The organism is Burkholderia sp. AU39826 (genome assembly GCF_020419965.1).
Taxonomy (GTDB): Bacteria; Pseudomonadota; Gammaproteobacteria; order Burkholderiales; family Burkholderiaceae; genus Burkholderia; species Burkholderia semiarida.
The window spans coordinates 1-16095 of sequence record NZ_JAIZQG010000006.1; the positions used below are offsets into that span (position 1 = coordinate 1).

The 16095-nt window shown below is 68.2% G+C and carries 15 protein-coding genes; 9 read left to right on the forward strand and 6 right to left on the reverse strand.

Annotated elements, in window-relative coordinates; genetic code table 11:
- The coding region (locus LGM42_RS13945) for an electron transfer flavoprotein-ubiquinone oxidoreductase (protein WP_226232483.1) at positions 1-1325 on the forward strand (1325 nt) is incomplete at its 5' end.
- A 151-nt stretch (positions 1326-1476) separates the two neighbouring features.
- Here LGM42_RS13945 and aroC read toward each other — a convergent pair.
- The 3 genes from aroC to LGM42_RS13960 form a co-directional block, all read right to left on the reverse strand.
- On the reverse strand, positions 1477-2577 hold the full coding sequence (gene aroC / locus LGM42_RS13950; protein WP_060316229.1) for a chorismate synthase: 1101 nt from the start codon (positions 2575-2577) through the stop codon (positions 1477-1479).
- Positions 2578-2844: 267 nt separating this feature from the next.
- A complete protein-coding gene (locus LGM42_RS13955) occupies positions 2845-4779 on the reverse strand; it encodes an MFS transporter (protein ID WP_226232484.1) in 1935 nt (644 codons plus the stop codon).
- A gap of 139 nt (positions 4780-4918) precedes the next feature.
- Complete coding sequence (locus LGM42_RS13960; RefSeq protein WP_034207093.1) at positions 4919-5374, reverse strand: CBS domain-containing protein; 456 nt, start codon at positions 5372-5374, stop codon at positions 4919-4921.
- A gap of 157 nt (positions 5375-5531) precedes the next feature.
- Here LGM42_RS13960 and LGM42_RS13965 point away from each other — a divergent pair, with 157 nt between their 5' ends.
- A complete protein-coding gene (locus tag LGM42_RS13965; protein ID WP_059640702.1) occupies positions 5532-5849 on the forward strand; it encodes an Mpo1-like protein in 318 nt (105 codons plus the stop codon).
- A gap of 15 nt (positions 5850-5864) precedes the next feature.
- Here the strand turns inward: LGM42_RS13965 and LGM42_RS13970 are convergent, their stop codons facing one another.
- Entirely contained in the window at positions 5865-7193 is a 1329-nt protein-coding gene (locus tag LGM42_RS13970; protein WP_226232485.1) for a YihY family inner membrane protein, read from the reverse strand.
- Positions 7194-7338: 145 nt separating this feature from the next.
- Here LGM42_RS13970 and wrbA point away from each other — a divergent pair, with 145 nt between their 5' ends.
- Genes wrbA through LGM42_RS13990 form a run of 4 tightly spaced genes read left to right on the forward strand, consistent with a single transcriptional unit; the run spans position 7339 to position 10653 of the window.
- Positions 7339-7959, forward strand: coding sequence for an NAD(P)H:quinone oxidoreductase (wrbA, locus tag LGM42_RS13975; protein ID WP_060316237.1), 621 nt, complete (start codon positions 7339-7341; stop codon positions 7957-7959).
- Positions 7956-8348 (forward strand): DUF2069 domain-containing protein, encoded by a 393-nt coding sequence (locus LGM42_RS13980; protein ID WP_059640696.1) that lies wholly within the window; start codon positions 7956-7958, stop codon positions 8346-8348. Before wrbA ends, LGM42_RS13980 begins: the two co-directional genes overlap by 4 nt.
- A gap of 18 nt (positions 8349-8366) precedes the next feature.
- A complete protein-coding gene (locus LGM42_RS13985) occupies positions 8367-9788 on the forward strand; it encodes an FAD-binding oxidoreductase (RefSeq protein WP_059640694.1) in 1422 nt (473 codons plus the stop codon).
- 25 nt (positions 9789-9813) lie between these two features.
- A complete protein-coding gene (locus tag LGM42_RS13990) occupies positions 9814-10653 on the forward strand; it encodes a metallophosphoesterase (protein ID WP_099316337.1) in 840 nt (279 codons plus the stop codon).
- A 59-nt stretch (positions 10654-10712) separates the two neighbouring features.
- On the opposite strand, the gene LGM42_RS13995 is transcribed toward LGM42_RS13990, so the two are convergent.
- Positions 10713-10865, reverse strand: a complete 153-nt coding sequence (locus tag LGM42_RS13995) for a hypothetical protein (RefSeq protein WP_167351608.1) — start codon at positions 10863-10865, stop codon at positions 10713-10715.
- A 117-nt stretch (positions 10866-10982) separates the two neighbouring features.
- Positions 10983-11924, reverse strand: coding sequence for a LysR family transcriptional regulator (locus LGM42_RS14000; protein WP_060316243.1), 942 nt, complete (start codon positions 11922-11924; stop codon positions 10983-10985).
- A gap of 136 nt (positions 11925-12060) precedes the next feature.
- Between LGM42_RS14000 and LGM42_RS14005 the strand changes: the two genes are divergently transcribed.
- The 3 genes from LGM42_RS14005 to LGM42_RS14015 are packed head-to-tail and all read left to right on the forward strand — an operon-like array spanning position 12061 to position 16093.
- Positions 12061-13674 carry an efflux transporter outer membrane subunit gene (locus LGM42_RS14005; RefSeq protein WP_264168240.1) on the forward strand — a complete coding sequence of 538 codons (1614 nt, stop codon included), beginning with the start codon at positions 12061-12063 and terminating at the stop codon, positions 13672-13674.
- A gap of 14 nt (positions 13675-13688) precedes the next feature.
- A complete protein-coding gene (locus LGM42_RS14010) occupies positions 13689-15893 on the forward strand; it encodes an FUSC family protein (protein WP_060316249.1) in 2205 nt (734 codons plus the stop codon).
- Positions 15890-16093, forward strand: coding sequence for a DUF1656 domain-containing protein (locus LGM42_RS14015; protein ID WP_006476212.1), 204 nt, complete (start codon positions 15890-15892; stop codon positions 16091-16093). Before LGM42_RS14010 ends, LGM42_RS14015 begins: the two co-directional genes overlap by 4 nt.
- Positions 16094-16095: the final 2 nt, after the last annotated feature.

Below are 16095 nucleotides of genomic sequence, written 5' to 3' on the forward strand. Positions count from 1 at the left end.
AGAATCACGGCAACTACGTGATCTCGCTGGGCAACGTCACGCGCTGGCTCGGCCAGCAGGCCGAGGCGCTGGGCGTCGAGATCTTCCCGGGCTTCCCCGCCGCGGAGATTCTGTACAACGACGACGGTTCGGTCAAAGGCGTCGCCACCGGCAACATGGGCGTGGGCAAGGACGGCGAGCCGACGGAGAACTTCCAGCTCGGCATGGAGCTGCACGCGAAGTACACGCTGTTCGCCGAAGGCTGCCGCGGCCATCTCGGCCGTCAACTGATCTCGAAGTTCAAGCTCGACGCGAACGCCGATCCGCAGGCGTACGGGATCGGCATCAAGGAACTGTGGGAAATCGATCCGGCCAAGCACAAGCCGGGCCTCGTGATCCACACGGCCGGCTGGCCGCTGAAGTCCGATACGTACGGCGGCTCGTTCCTGTATCACATGGACAATAACCAGGTCGTGGTCGGCTTCGTCGTGGGCCTCGGCTACACGAATCCGTACCTGTCGCCGTTCGAGGAATTCCAGCGCTACAAGACGCATCCGTCGATCCGCGCATTCCTCGAAGGCGGCAAGCGCGTGTCGTACGGCGCGCGCGCGATCACGGCGGGCGGCCTGCTGTCGCTGCCGAAGACGGTGTTCCCGGGCGGCGCGCTGATCGGCGACGACGCGGGCTTTTTGAACGCATCGCGGATCAAGGGCAGCCACGCGGCGATCAAGACCGGGATGCTGGCGGCCGATGCGGCATTCGACGCGGTGCAGGCCGGGCGTCAGTCGGACGAGCTCAACGCGTACCCGGACGCGTTCAAGCAATCGTGGCTTTACACGGAGCTGTACCGCGCGCGCAACTTCAAGCAGTGGATGGCCAAGGGCCTGTATCTGGGCACGCTGATGGTCGGGATCGAGCAGAAGGTGATGGGCGGCAACGTGCCGTGGACGCTGCATCACCAGCACGCGGACCACGAGATGCTGAAGCCGGCGTCGCAGTGCGAGCCGATCGAGTATCCGAAGCCGGACGGCAAGCTGACGTTCGATCGCCTCTCGTCGGTGTTCATCTCGAACACGAACCACGAGGAAAACCAGCCGGCGCACCTGACGCTGAAGGACGCGAGCGTGCCGGTGAACGTGAACCTGCGTACGTACGCGGGGCCGGAGGCGCGTTTCTGCCCGGCGGCGGTGTACGAGTTCGTGAAGAACGACGACGGCGGCGATCGGCTCGTGATCAACGCGCAGAACTGCGTGCACTGCAAGACCTGCGACATCAAGGACCCGACGCAGAACATCGTGTGGGTCACACCCGAAGGCGGCGGCGGGCCGAATTACCCGAACATGTAACGACCGGAACGCGCCGCCACGAGCGGCGCGTTTTGCGTGGGTCACGGTACACCGCTGCAAACGAAACGGGGCGCTGCATCACGCAGCGCCCCGCTTGCATTCATCGTTTGCCGGACGAGGCGACACGCGCCGCGCCCCCACCTGCTTTGTATCAGGTCGCGCTGCCGGCGATCTTCGGCGTCGGCGTCTCGACGTCGCCGCACTGCGCGCGGTGGCGCAACGCATGGTCGATCAGCACCAGCGCGAGCATCGATTCGGCGATCGGCGTCGCACGAATGCCGACGCACGGATCGTGGCGGCCAAAGGTTTCGACCGTCGCCTCTTCGCCGGACTTCGTGATCGAGCGGCGCGGCGTGCGGATGCTCGACGTCGGCTTGATCGCGATCGACACGGTGATGTCCTGGCCCGTCGAAATCCCGCCGAGCACGCCGCCCGCGTGGTTGCCGACGAAGCCGGCCGGCGTCAGTTCGTCGCCATGCACCGAGCCGCGCTGCGCGACGCTGTCGAAGCCCGCGCCGATCTCGACACCCTTCACCGCGTTGATGCTCATCATCGCCTTCGCGATATCGGCATCGAGCCGGTCGAACACCGGTTCGCCCCAGCCGACCGGCACGCCCGACGCGACGACATCGATGCGCGCGCCGATCGAATCGCCGTCCTTGCGCAGCGCATCCATGTACGCCTCGAGCTCCGGCACGACCGCCGCGTTCGGCGAGAAGAACGGGTTCTCGTGCACATGCGACCAGTCGACGAACGGCACGTCGATCTCGCCGAGGGCGCTCATGTAGCCGCGCACCTCGACCCCGAAGCGCTCGCGCAGCCACTTCTTCGCGACCGCGCCGGCGCCGACGATCGGCGCGGTCAGGCGCGCGGACGAGCGGCCGCCGCCGCGGTAGTCGCGGATGCCGTATTTCTGCCAGTAGGTGTAGTCGGCGTGGCCGGGACGGAACGTCTCGACGATGTTGCCGTAATCCTTGCTGCGCTGGTCGGTGTTGCGGATCAGCAGCGCGATCGGCGTGCCGGTCGTCACGCCTTCGAACACGCCCGACAGGATCTCGACCTCGTCGGCCTCCTGCCGTTGCGTCACGTGCCGCGACGTGCCCGGCTTGCGGCGATCGAGTTCGACCTGGATGTCGGCTTCGGTCAACCCCATCCCCGGCGGGCAGCCGTCGATCACGCAGCCGATCGCGGGACCGTGCGATTCGCCGAAGGTCGTGACAGTGAAAAGCGTGCCGAGGGTATTGCCGGACATGATGGAACCGCCCAAAGAGAAATGGGCAAACCGATGCGCTGCCGGGGCCGCGGGCAGGTCGATCGTTTGCCGGTCGAAAAAGAGGTAAACCGCTATTATGCCAGCCGTCCCGGGCCCGCGGGCCGTGTGAACCGTTCAGATCACCCGCGCAGGCCGTGGCCGCGGCGTGGCCTGCGGTCGCTCGGCCGCACCGGGGCCGGGCGGGCCGTGCGGCTCGCCGCGCTCGTCGCTGCGCGGCAACCGGCAACCCGCACCCGGCCGCCCCGCCTACTTCCGCGCGCCGCGCAGCTCGGTCACTGCCGCCTGCAGCGCTTCGGGCGTCGCCATCGACGCCGGGATCGGCTCGCCGACCGCCAGCGTCAGCCGGCTCATCACGCCGCGCTTGATCGGCCGCGGCATCCGCGCATCGGCATGCCGCGAAAAATAGCTGCCCCACAGCCCGCGCAGCGCCATCGGGATCACCGGCGCCGGCGTGCGGCTCAGGATCTCGGTGATGCCATGGTGAAACGTGTTGATGTCGCCCGTCTTCGTCAGCTTGCCCTCGGGGAAGATGCACACGAGTTCGCCGTCCTTCAGCGCGGCCTCGCACAGGTCGTACGCACGCGCGAGCATCGCGGGATCCTCGTGGCGCGGCGCGATCGGGATCGCCTTCGCGTGCCGGAATACCCAGCTCGCGGAACGCGTCTTGAAGATCCGGTGATCCATCACGAAACGAATCGGCCGGGGGCTCGCGGCGGCCAGCACGAGCGCATCGACGTAGCTGACGTGATTGCACACGAGCACCGCCGCGCCTTCCGCCGGAATCCGCTCCGCGTGCACGAGGCGGATCCGGTAGAACGTATGCACGAGCACCCACGCGACGAAGCGCAGCAGGAACTCGGGCACGAGCAGGTAGATATACGTCGCGACCACGACGTTCAGCAGCGCGGTGACGAGGAACAGTCCCGGGATGTCGACGCCTGCCTTGGTCAACCCCATCGCCATCACGGCCGACAGGATCATGAACAGCGCGTTGAGGATGTTGTTCGCGGCGATGATCCGCGCGCGGTGGGTCGGCGCGCTGCGGCTCTGGATCAGCGCGTACAGCGGCACGCTGTAGAAGCCGCCGAACATCGCGAGCAGGAACAGGTCGGCGAGAATCCGCCAGTGGCGCGCACCGGCCAGGAATTCGCCGACCGACAGCAGATGGCCGGGCGACGGCAGCGCGTGGCTCGCGAAATACAGCTCGATGGCGAACACGCTGATGCCGATCGAGCCGAGCGGCACGAGGCCGATCTCGACGCGCCGCTGCGACAGCCGCTCGCACAGCAGCGAGCCGAGGCCGATGCCGACGGAGAAGGTCGCGAGCAGGATCGTGACGACGTCGGGGCTGGCGGACAGCACGTCCTTCGCGAAATTGAAGAACGACGTGAGGAACGTCGCGCCGACGAACCACAGCCACGAGATGCCGAGCAGGCTCAGGAACACCGTGCGGTTCTGGCGCGCGAGCTTCAGGTTGCGCCAGGTCTCGCTGACCGGGTTCCAGTTGATCACGAGGTCGGGCTGCGGCGCGGGCGTGGGCGGCACGCGCTGCGCGACGAGCCGCCCCGCCAGCGCGATGACGACGACGCTCACCGCGAGCACGCGTTCGCCGCTGCCTTCGATGCCGGCCGCCGCGCCGCCGATGATCGTGCCGATCAGGATCGCGATGAACGTGCCCATCTCGACGAGCCCGTTGCCGCCGACCAGCTCATGTTCGCCGAGATGCTGCGGCAGGTACGAATACTTGACGGGCCCGAACAGCGTCGAGTGCATGCCCATCATGAACGTGCACAGATACAGCAGCGTCGCGCTGTGCGTGACGAAGCCGGCCGCGCCGACCAGCATCAGCACGATCTCGAACGATTTCACGAAACGCGTGAGAGTCGCCTTGTCGTATTTGTCGGCGATCTGGCCGGAGGTGGCCGAGAACAGCACGAACGGCAGAATGAAGATCGCGGAAATCAGGAACGCGGCCGTCTTCGCATCGACGCCGGAAAACCGTGCGGTGTGATACGTGACGAGCGACGTGAAGCCGATCTTGAAGACGTTGTCGTTCAGCGCGCCGAGGAACTGGGTCGTGAAGAACGGCGCGAAGCGGCGCTCGCGCAGCAGGTCGAACTGCGATGCGTGGGCGCGCCGTTCGTCGCGCCGCCCCGAAGTGGCTTGCGTGTGATCGCTCATGCGGAATACGCGCGCATCGTCTGGGCGAAGCTGCGCGGGCCTCGTGTCATTGTTGAAAAAAAAGCGGCGCAGGCCATGCCTGCGCCGCCGCGTGCCGGATGGCGGCGCCCATGCATCGACGTGCCGGGCGCGGCGCGATTCACGGCTTGTGCGCTTCGGCTTCCGATTCCGGCCAGTCGCGGATGTATGCCTTCAGCATCCGGTTCTCGAAGCTCTGCGCCTCAACGACCGTCTTCGCGACGTCGTAGAACGAAATGACGCCCATCAGCACCTTCTTGTCGAGCACCGGCATGTAGCGTGCGTGACGCTCGAGCATCATCCGGCGCACTTCGTTGACGTCCGTTTCCGGCGTGCACGTGAGCGGCTCGTCCATCACCTTGCGCACCTGCACGTCGCCGATCGCGCCGCCATTTTCGCGCAGGCGCAGGATGATCTCGCGGAACGTCAGCATCCCGACGAGATCGCCGTACTCCATCACGACGAGCGAACCGATGTCGTGTTCGGCCATCGTATCGACCGCTTCGCGCAGCGGCTTATCGGGCGTCACGGTAAACAGCGTGTTGCCCTTCACTTTCAGAATATCGCTGACGCGCATCGTAGTCCCCTCATGCTTGAATGCAAAATCTCTTTCGATCCTATCGGAAAGCCTGTCAAAAGGAAAGCACGGGCCCGCGCGGCGGCCCGCCGCCGCTTGCGGACGCCGTCCGCCGGCCGCACAATGGCCTTGTGAACGGCGGCCCGAGGAGACGGCCATGGCGCATACGCATACGGAGCAATTCGCCAGCTTCGCTGACTTCTACCCGTATTACCTGAACGAGCACCGGAACCTGACGTCGCGGCGGCTGCACTTCATCGGCTCGCTCGGCGTGATCGGCTGCGTCGCGATGGCGGTCGCGACCGGCCACTGGCCGTGGCTGCCGGCCGCGGTCGTGTGCGGCTACGGGTTCGCGTGGGTCGGGCACTTCTTCTTCGAGAAGAACCGTCCGGCCACGTTCCGACACCCGATCTACAGCCTGATGGGCGACTGGGTGATGTTCAAGGACATCTGCACCGGCAAGATCCCGCTGTAGCCGCCCGCCCCGCCTTCACGCAGGCCGCGGCGGCCGCGCGTGCGGATCGTCCACGCGCGGCGCCACGCCGGCGTTCCCGGCCGGCTGCCCGCCCGCGAGCCGGTGCGCGGCGATCAGCGATGCGAGCGTCACGTCGAACCGGTCGCTCGACAGTACCGCGAGCAGCGCCGCGCCGTCGACGTGGCTGCGGCGCCGCTCCAGTTGGTAGGTCAACTCCGCGCGGTCGATCACCAGCACGTCGAACAGTTGCGCGAGCGTCAGTTGCTCCGGGTTCGCGAGCAGGATGTAGCGCGGCGTGGCCTCGTCGCCGCCCTCGAGCCGCGCGACCCATTCCCGCTCCTCCATCGTCGTCAGCAAGCGCTGCGCGGTTTCCATGTCGCAGCGCAGCATCGTCGCGAGCCGCATCGCCGTGTAGCCGCGCTTGCCGGCCGCGCGCGCTTCGGCGAGCCGCGCGAGCAGTTCGAGCGCGTCGAGCAGGTCGCTCCCCGGATAATGGATGCGGTGGAACTGGCCCACCCGAATCGCCGGCAGCGCCGACGCGACCATCGCGCCGAGCAGCGCGATGAACCAGCTCAAATACACCCACAGCAGGAACACCGGCAGCGCCGCGAACGCGCCGTAGACAGCCGTATATGTCGGAATGCGCCGGACGTAGTAGCCGAAGCCGCGCTTCGCGAGCTCGAACGCGATGGCCGCGAACAGCCCGCCGATCACCGCATCGCGCCATGCGACCGCGCAGTTCGGCAGGTACACGTACAGCAGCGTGAACGCGAGCACCGTCAACGGCAACGACGCGAGCGCGAGCAGCCACTCGACGATCGACGTGGACGGCCCCGCGCCGGTGAACGCGAGCGATTGCGTGAACAGGTACGACGAGATCGACAGGCTCACGCCGAACAGCAACGGCCCGAGCGTGATCAGCGCCCAGTACGCGAGCACGCGCTGCGCGAACGGCCGCGGCTTGCGCACGCGCCAGATCAGGTTGAACGCCGATTCGATCGTCATCATCGTCATCACCGACGTGACGACGAGCACGATCAGGCCGGCCGTCGTCAGCCCCTTGGCCTTCGATGCGAACTGGTTCAGGTACTTGAAGATCTGGATGTTGAACTGCGCGGGCATCAGGTGATCGGCGAGGAACCCCTGCAGCGAGATCTGGAACGACGCGAACATCGGGAACGCGGTGAACAACGCGAACGCGACCGTCAGCAGCGGCACGAGCGCCAGCAGCGTCGTGAAGGTCAGGCTGCCCGCCACCTGCGGGATGCGATCCTCGGCGCTACGCCGGGCCGCGAACTGCGCGAGGCGCTTGATGGTATCGAGATCAACGCTCAACTTCGGCAAACGGCTTCTCCTTCTTGATGCCGCGCGCGTCACGGCGCGCCGCCGCCGCGCTGCGCGACGGCTTCAGCCCCTATAATAGCCGCTCGATTCCAGCAGGGGCCGACTGCACCGGGCATGCGCGCGGCCGCACGCGGCTCCGTCGCCCATGAAAGACATTCTCGTCCTCTATTACAGCCGCCACGGCGCCACGCGCGATCTCGCGCTCGCGATCGCGAACGGCATCGACAGCGTGCCGGGCATGCAGGCGCGCATCCGCACCGTGCCGCCCGTGTCGGCCGTCTGCGAAGCCACCGCCCCCGACATCCCGGCCGACGGCCCGCCGTACGCGGAACTGCGCGACCTCGAGGAATGCGCGGGCCTCGCGCTCGGCTCGCCGACCCGCTTCGGCAACATGGCCGCGTCGCTCAAGTATTTCCTCGACGGCACGACGCCGCAATGGCTGTCGGGCGCGCTGACCGGCAAGCCCGCGAGCGTGTTCACGTCGACGGGCAGCCTGCACGGCGGCCAGGAATCGACGCTGCTGTCGATGATGCTGCCGCTGCTGCATCACGGGATGATGATCGTCGGGATCCCGTACACCGAATCCGCCCTCAGCACGACGCGTACCGGCGGCACGCCGTACGGCGCGTCGCACGTCGCGCAGCACGATCGCTCGTCACCCGGCGGACTGTCCGCGGACGAGAAGGCGCTCGCGGCCGCGCTCGGCGTACGGCTCGCGCGCGCCGCCGCGGCCCTTTCCAGCGCCCAGGCCGCCGAGGCGGCATGAACGCCCCCGCCCGCCCCGCCGTCGCGGCCCGGCCGCACTACGCGCTGGCCGCCGCCGCGTGTCTCGTCGCGCTGATCGCGCTGTCGCTCGCCTGGGAGCTGTGGCTCGCGCCGCTGCGCCCCGGCGGCTCCGCGCTGATGCTCAAGGCCGTGCCGCTCGCGCTCGCGCTGCCCGGCGTCTGGCGGCGTAACATCTATACGATGCAGTGGGCGAGCATGCTGATCCTCGTCTATCTTGCCGAAGGCATCGTGCGCGGCATGTCCGATCGCGGGCTGTCCGCGACGCTGGGCTGGTGCGAGACCGCGCTTGCCGTCGGCTTCTTCGTCGCGGCGCTGGCTTACGTCGCGCCGTTCAAGCGCGCGGCGAAAAAGCCGCGCGCCACGTCCTGACCCTTACGCGACAAGGTGATGATGTCCTCCGAAGCTTTCGTTTCCGCGTGCCGCGACGCGATCGGCGCCGACCACGTGCTGACCGATCCGCACGATACCGAACCGTTCCTCACTGACTGGCGCCGCCGCTACAAGGGCGCGGCGTGCGCGGTGCTGAAGCCCGCGAACACGGCCGAAGTCGCCGCACTCGTGAAGCTGGCCAACGCGCACGGCATCGCGCTCGTGCCGCAGGGCGGCAACACGGGGCTCGCGGGCGGCGCGACGCCCGATGCGAGCGGCAGCCAGGCCGTGCTGAGCGTCGCGCGCCTGAACCGCGTGCGCGCGCTCGATCCGCACAACAACACGATCACCGTCGAAGCCGGCGTAATCCTCGCCGACGTGCAGGCGCGCGCCCGCGAAGGCGGCCGGCTGTTCGCGCTGAGCCTCGCGGCGGAAGGCAGCTGCACGATCGGCGGCAACCTGTCGACCAATGCGGGCGGCACCGCGGTGCTGCGCTACGGCAACGCGCGCGAGCTGTGCCTCGGGCTCGAGGTCGTGACGCCCCAGGGCGAAATCTGGGACGGGCTGCGCGGGTTGCGCAAGGACAATACGGGCTACGACCTGCGCGACCTGTTCATCGGCGCCGAAGGCACGCTCGGGATCATCACGGCGGCCGTGATGAAGCTGCATCCGCTGCCGGCCGCGCAGGTCACGGCACTGGCCGCGCTCGAATCGCCGCACGCGGCGCTCGATTTCCTCGCGCTCGCGCAGCGCGCGGCCGGACCGCTGCTGACCGGCTTCGAGCTGATGTCGGATTTCTGCATGCAGCTGGTCGGCAAGCACTATCCGCAACTGCGCTACCCGTTCGCGCAAACGCATGCGCAGACGGTGCTGCTGGAGCTGTCCGATAACGAAAGCGAAGCACATGCGCGCGCGCTGTTCGAGAAGCTGATGGAAGAAGCGTTCGAGGCCGGGCTCGTGGTCGACGCGGTGGTCGCGGAGAACCTCGCGCAATCGCGTGCGTTCTGGGACCTGCGCGAGCACATCCCGCTCGCGCAGGCGGACGAAGGGCTCAACATCAAGCACGACATCGCGGTGCCGATCTCGTCGATCGCGCGCTTCATCGACGAGACCGACGCGGCGATCCAGCAGGCCGCGCCGGGCGCGCGGATGGTCACGTTCGGCCACCTCGGCGACGGCAACCTGCACTACAACGTGCAGATGCCCGAAGGCGGCGATGCGAAGGCGTTCCTCGCCGCGTTCCAGGCGCCGATCAACCGGATCGTCTACGACAACGTGCACCGCCACCACGGCACGATCAGCGCGGAGCACGGCATCGGCCAGTTGAAGATCGACGACGCGCAACGCTACAAGTCGCCGGTCGAAACGGCGCTGATGCGCACGCTGAAGACCGCGCTCGACCCGCGCGGCCTGATGAATCCCGGCAAGGTCCTGCGCTGAAGCCGCCTACTCCGGAGCCAATCCCGTGAAAGTCCGCGTCCTGTCCGACCTGCATCTCGAAAGCAACCTGCCCGACGCGATCGCGCATGCCGACGCGGATCTCGTCGTGCTGGCCGGCGACATCCACAATCACGCGGAAGGCCTGCGCTGGGCCGCCGAGACGTTCGACCCCGCGGTGCCGGTGATCTACGTGCCCGGCAATCACGAGTACTACGACGGGGAATTCGGCGCGCTGGAAACGGCGATGCGCGACGCGGCGCGTGCGCTCGACAACGTGCACTACTTGAACAACGGCGTCTACGTCGATCCCGCGCAACGCTTTCGCGTGCTGGGCACGACGCTCTGGGCCGATTTCTCGCTGTTCGGCCGCGACGAAGCCAGCGTCGCGCGCGCGATCGATGCCGCGCTGCGCGTGATGCTCGATTTCAAGGGATTGATCCAGGTGACCTGGCCGCACGACGCGGCGTTACATGCGGCAGCGAGTGCGCCGGACGCACCGGACCGGGATTTCTCGCCGGCCGACGCGATCGCGCTGCACCGGCAAGGCCGCGCATGGCTCGAAGCGCAGCTGGCGGCGCCGTTCGCGGGCAAGACGATCGTCGTCACCCATCATGCGCCGCACCGGCGCTCGCTGGCGCAACGCTATGCGGACGATCTGGCTTCGGCGGGGTTCGTGACGGATATGGCGGACCTGGTGCGACCGCCGGTGGATCTGTGGTTGCACGGCCACACGCATACGTCATTCGACTACGTGACGGACAGCGGCACGCGCGTGGTATGCAATCCGCGCGGCTACTTTCACCGGCGCACCGGCGAATGGGAAAACCCCGCGTTCGCGTGGGACAAGGTCGTCGAGCTCGGCTGAGCGCCGAGCCCGGCCCGCCGCGTGGCGCGGCCTTCCCGGCCAGAAGCGTGACGGCGGGATCAGCGGCCGGGGCGGCGCGGCTCGCGCACACGGACCGGCACGGGCTTCATTTGCGCCTTCGCCTTCATCGCACGCAGCAGGTCGCGGCTTGCCGCCGCGGCGGCAACCGCGCCCAGCAGGACGCCAAGGCCGATCATCAGGTGCGTATCCATCGCTACTCCGGTGTGATGTATCTCGTTAATTCCAACAGTATCAAACTGTCCGACACACGTTCGTAAAAAAATGTTGCGTGAAGGACAAATCTCGTCAGATTGCGGCCCACCGCGCTGTCATGTCGCATGCGTGTACTGTTCGAGCGCCGCTTCGTCCGCTTCGAGCGTGACCGGCAGCTCGTCGCGCAGGAAATCGACCCAGGTCCGGATTTTCGCGTCGAGGTACTGCCGCGACGGATACAGCGCGTAGATGTTCATCACGTGCGACCGGTACTCGGGCATCACGCGCACGATGTGGCCGCTGCGCAGCCAGCCGATCGCCGAATAGAGCGGCAGCCCGCCGACGCCCATCCCTTCCCGCACGGCCACCGCGAGCGCCTCGGCGACGTTCACGCGAAACGGCGGCGCCTTGATCGGCACGACTTCGTCGCCGCTCGGCCCCGCCAGCGCCCATTCATCGAAGTGAAAGCCCGGCGCGACCATTCCGAGGCACACGTGCTGCGCGAGGTCGGCCGGCCGCTGCGGCACGCCGTGCGACTCGATGTAGCCGGGCGATGCGCAGACGACGCTGTAGCTTTCGCCGAGCCGCTGCGACACGAGCCCCGAATCGGGCAGATCGCGGCCGACGACGATCGCGACGTCGTACCCCTCGTCCAGCAGGTCAGGCATGCGCTGCGCGAGCGTGAGCTCGACGTGCACGTCCGGATAGCGCGTGCGGTAGCGCGAGATGGCCGGCACCAGGTAGTGCTGGCCGAGGCTCGTGAAGCAATGGACCTTCAGCTTGCCGGACGGGCGCGCATGCGCGTCGCCGGCCTCGGCTTCGGCCTGGTCGACGTAAGCGAGGATCTGTTCGCAGCGCTGCAGATAGCGCTCGCCGGCTTCGGTCAGCGCGATCCGGCGCGTCGTGCGGTTCAGGAGACGCGTGCGCAGGTGGGCCTCGAGATCCGAGACCGCGCGCGACGCGTAGGCGGTGGTCGAATTCATCTGCTGGGCGGCCGCGGTAAAGCTGCCCGCGTCGACCACGCGGACGAATACCCGCATGTTTTGTAACGTATCCATCCCACTACCCGTTTGAATGCGGAGGGATTGTTGCACATCCGCTAGCCAATATTATCCCAGGATTCGTAAAAATGAGTTTCGCCGTTGCCGGTTTATTCAGGAATCGCTGAAAAATATAATCCCCCCCGACCCATCTATGTCCGAAAGGGAGAAAATCGTGCAGTCTCGGGGAAAAACAGGGACGCTCGCACTGGCGGTTCTTGCAATCTCATTAATAATGGCCGGCTGTGCGAGCATGGGCGACAACCGGACCCAGTCCACGCGCATCGAAGCGAACGCGCTCGACGCCGGCGCGGCCATCCGCGCGGCGGACCGCGACGCGGGCTGGCCCGCCGCCGACTGGTGGCGCGCGTACCGCGACCCGCAGCTCGATGCATGGATCGCCGCCGCGCAGGCCGGCAACCCCACCCTGGCGGCGACGAGGGCACGCGTGCGCGAAGCGCAGGCCATGGCGCGCGTCGCCCGTTCGGCCGAACTACCGCAGATCAACGGCAATCTGTCGCTGATGCGCGAGCACTGGCCGGACAACGTGTACTACGGCCCGGGCCCGCTCGCGAACGCCGACACCTGGAACAATACCGGCACGCTCGGCCTGTCGTACCACCTCGACCCGTGGGGCAAGGACAAGAACGCAACCGAACGCGCGCTCGACACCGCGCACGCGACCGCCGCCGACGCACGGGCGGCGAAGCTCGAACTTGAAGTGAACGTGGTGCGCGCGTATGTCGGCATGTCGATGAACTACGCGCTGCTGGATCTCGCGCATGAAACGTTCGAACGCCAGCGCTCGCTCGCCGATCTCGCGCGCAAGCGGCTGCAGGCCGGCATCGGCACGCAGCTCGAAGTCAGCCAGGCGGAATCGACGCTGCCCGACTACGAGCGCCAGATCGACACCTATGAAGAAGCGATCCAGCTCGCGCGCCACCAGCTCGCCGCGCTGGCCGGCAAGGGCCCGGGCGCCGGCGACGCGATCAAGCGGCCGCAGCTCGCGCTCGACGCGCCGGCCGGCCTGCCGTCGGCGCTGCCGGCAGACCTGCTCGGCCGCCGCCCCGACGTCGTCGCGGCGCGCTGGACGGTCGACGCGCAGGCGCGCGGCATCGACGTCGCGAAGGCGTCGTTCTACCCGAACATCGACCTGCTCGCGACGGTCGGCGGCTTCGGCGTGACCGCGCCGTTCACCGACTTCCTGCGCGCGATGAACGGCGGCTGGACGGCCGGCCCCGCGCTGTCGCTGCCGATCTTCGAAGGCGGCCGGCTGCGTGCGCAGCTCGGTGCCGCGAATGCCGGCTACGACCGGGCGGTCGAGCGCTACAACCAGACGATCGTCGGCGCGCTCAAGGACATCGCCGACCAGGTCGTGCGGATCCGCTCGCTCGATACGCAGAAGAAGGACGCCGCGCGCTCGGTGGCGGCCAACAATCGCAGCTATCAGTTGTCGCGCGAAGGCTTCCGCCGCGGATTGACCGATTACGTGAACGTGCTGGTCGCGCAACAGCAACTGCTGCGCGCGCAGGAGACGGCCGCCCGCATCGACGCGGAACGCCTCGCCGCGCACGCGCAGCTGATGGCCGCGCTCGGCGGCGGGGTCGAGACGGGCACGGATAGCCGGGGCGACCCATCGCCGAAGGACGAAGCCGCCGTCGGCGCCGCCGCGCCAGCCGCCGCATCGGGCACGAAGCCCGCGGCCGGCGTCGGCCGGCCCGCGCAGGTGGCAACCGCCGACGCGTCCGCCGCGCCGGACGCACGGTAACGCGGAGCGCCGCCATGTCAGCCTCCTCCCCCGCTTCCACGCCCGCCGGCGGCCCATTCGCGGCCTGGTACGCCGCGTTCGGCGACTGGGCCCGCACCGACGGCGCCGCGTGGCTCTACCTGTTCAAGGCGCTGCTCGCCGCGTTCATCGCGACCGGCGTGTCGATGCGGCTCGACCTGCCCGCGCCGAAAACGGCGATGACGACCGTCTTCATCGTGATGCAGCCGCAAAGCGGCGCGGTGCTCGCGAAGAGCTTCTACCGGGTCGCCGGCACGATCTTCGGGCTGATCGCGACGCTCGCCTTCGTCGGGCTGTTCCCGCAGCAGCCGCAACTGTTCCTGCTGGCGATCGCGCTGTGGATCGCCCTGTGCACGGCGGGCGCCGCGCGCAACCGCAACTTCCGCAGCTACGGCTTCCTGCTGGCCGGCTACACGACCGCGCTGATCGGCCTGCCCGCGTCGCAGCACCCGGACGGCGCGTTCATGAGCGCGCTGACGCGCGTGGCCGAAATCATGGTCGGGATCGTGTCGGCCGGCGTCGTCAGCGCGCTCGTGTTCCCGCAGTACACGGGCGAACAGATGCGCACGACGGTACGCAAGCGCTTCGGCACCTTCGTCGATTACGTCGCGTCGACGCTTTCGGGCCAGCTCGACCGTGCGCATATCGAAACCATCCATACGCGCTTCGTCGCCGACGTGGTCGGGTTCGAGGCCGCCCGCAGCATGGCCGTGTTCGAGGATCCGGACACGCGGATGCGCAGCGGCCGCCTCGCGCGGCTGAACAGCGAATTCATGAGCGCGTCGAGCCGCTTCCATGCGCTGCACCAGTTGATGAACCGGCTGCATGCGGCCGGCGCGCAGGCCGCGATCGATGCGATCGAGCCGTACTTCCGCGAGATCGCGCCGCTGCTGCTGACGCCGGCCGGCGAACCGGTGCGCACGTCGGCCGACGCCAGCCATGCGGCCGCGCAACTGCTCGCGTGGCGCGACGCGCTGCCGCGCCGCATCCGCGCGACGCGCGCGGCGCTCGAAACGCGGCCGGACTTTCCGCTGCTCGACTTCGATACGGCCGCCGAACTGCTGTACCGCTTCATCACCGACCTGCACGAGTACGCGGCCACCTACGCGTCGCTGTCGAGCGCGACGCACGAGCGCGAACGCTGGATCGAACGCTACGAGCCGCGCACCAACGCGACGGCGACGGTGATCGCGGCGATCCGCACCGCGACCGTGATTCTCGTGCTCGGCTGGTTCTGGATCGAGACCGCGTGGCCGAGCGGCGTGACGATGACGCTCACGGCGGCGGCCACCTGCGCGCTCGCGTCGTCGACGCCGCGCCCGACCGCGATGTCCGCGCAGATGGGCATGGGCACGGCGCTCGCCGTCTGTACGGGCTTCCTGCTGACGTTCGGGATCTATCCGCACATCGACGGCTTTCCGCTGCTGTGCGTGGCGCTCGCGCCGCTGCTCGCGATCGGCATCTACCTGACGCTGAAGCCGAAGCTCGCCGGCTACGGGATGGGCTACCTGATCTTCTTCTGTTTCCTCGCCGGCCCGGACAACATCACGCACTACGACCCGACCGGCTTCATGAACGATTCGCTCGCGCTCGTGCTGTCGATGGCGGTATCGGCGATCGCGTTCGCGGTGCTGTTCCCGCCGACCGCCCCGTGGCTCAAGAAACGGCTGTTCGCCGATCTGCGCCATCAGGTCGTCGCGGCCGGCCACGCACGGCTCGCGGGCCTGCGCACGCGCTTCGAAAGCGGCGCGCGCGACCTGATGTACCAGGCGCATACGCTGTCGGCCGACCAGCCCGACGTGCAGCGCGACGCACTGCGCTGGATGTTCGCGGTGCTCGAAGCCGGCAACGCGACGATCGACCTGCGTCACGAGCTTGCGGCGCTGCCGCCCGACCCGCGCTATGCGAGCGCGATGCCGTGGCGTCGCGCGATCGAGACGATGCGCACGGCGCTGTCGGCGCTGTTCTCGAAGCCGAGCGCCGCGCGCTTCGACGCGACGCTCGCCGCGACCAATGCGGCGATCGACGCGACCCGGCAAACGCTCGACGCGGTCGAGCCGTCGCGTGAAGAGCGCCACCGGCTGCAGCGCATCCTGAGCCATCTGCATTTCGTGCGGACGGCGCTGCTCGACCCGGAATCGCCGCTCGAGCCGCTCAACCGCAACCGCCCCGTGCGTCCCCAACCAGGAGCCTCGTCATGATGCCGCGTGAAATCGCCATTCTCGATGCCTACATGCCCACGGTGGTGCTGATGTTCGTCCTCGGCGCGATCGCGACCTGGGCCGTCGACCGCCTGCTCGCCTACACGGGCCTCTACCGTCTCGTCTGGCACCCGTCGCTGTTCAGGGCCTGCCTTCTCGTCTGCATTTGCGGCGGACTGAGTCTTGCCGTTTACCGTTGATT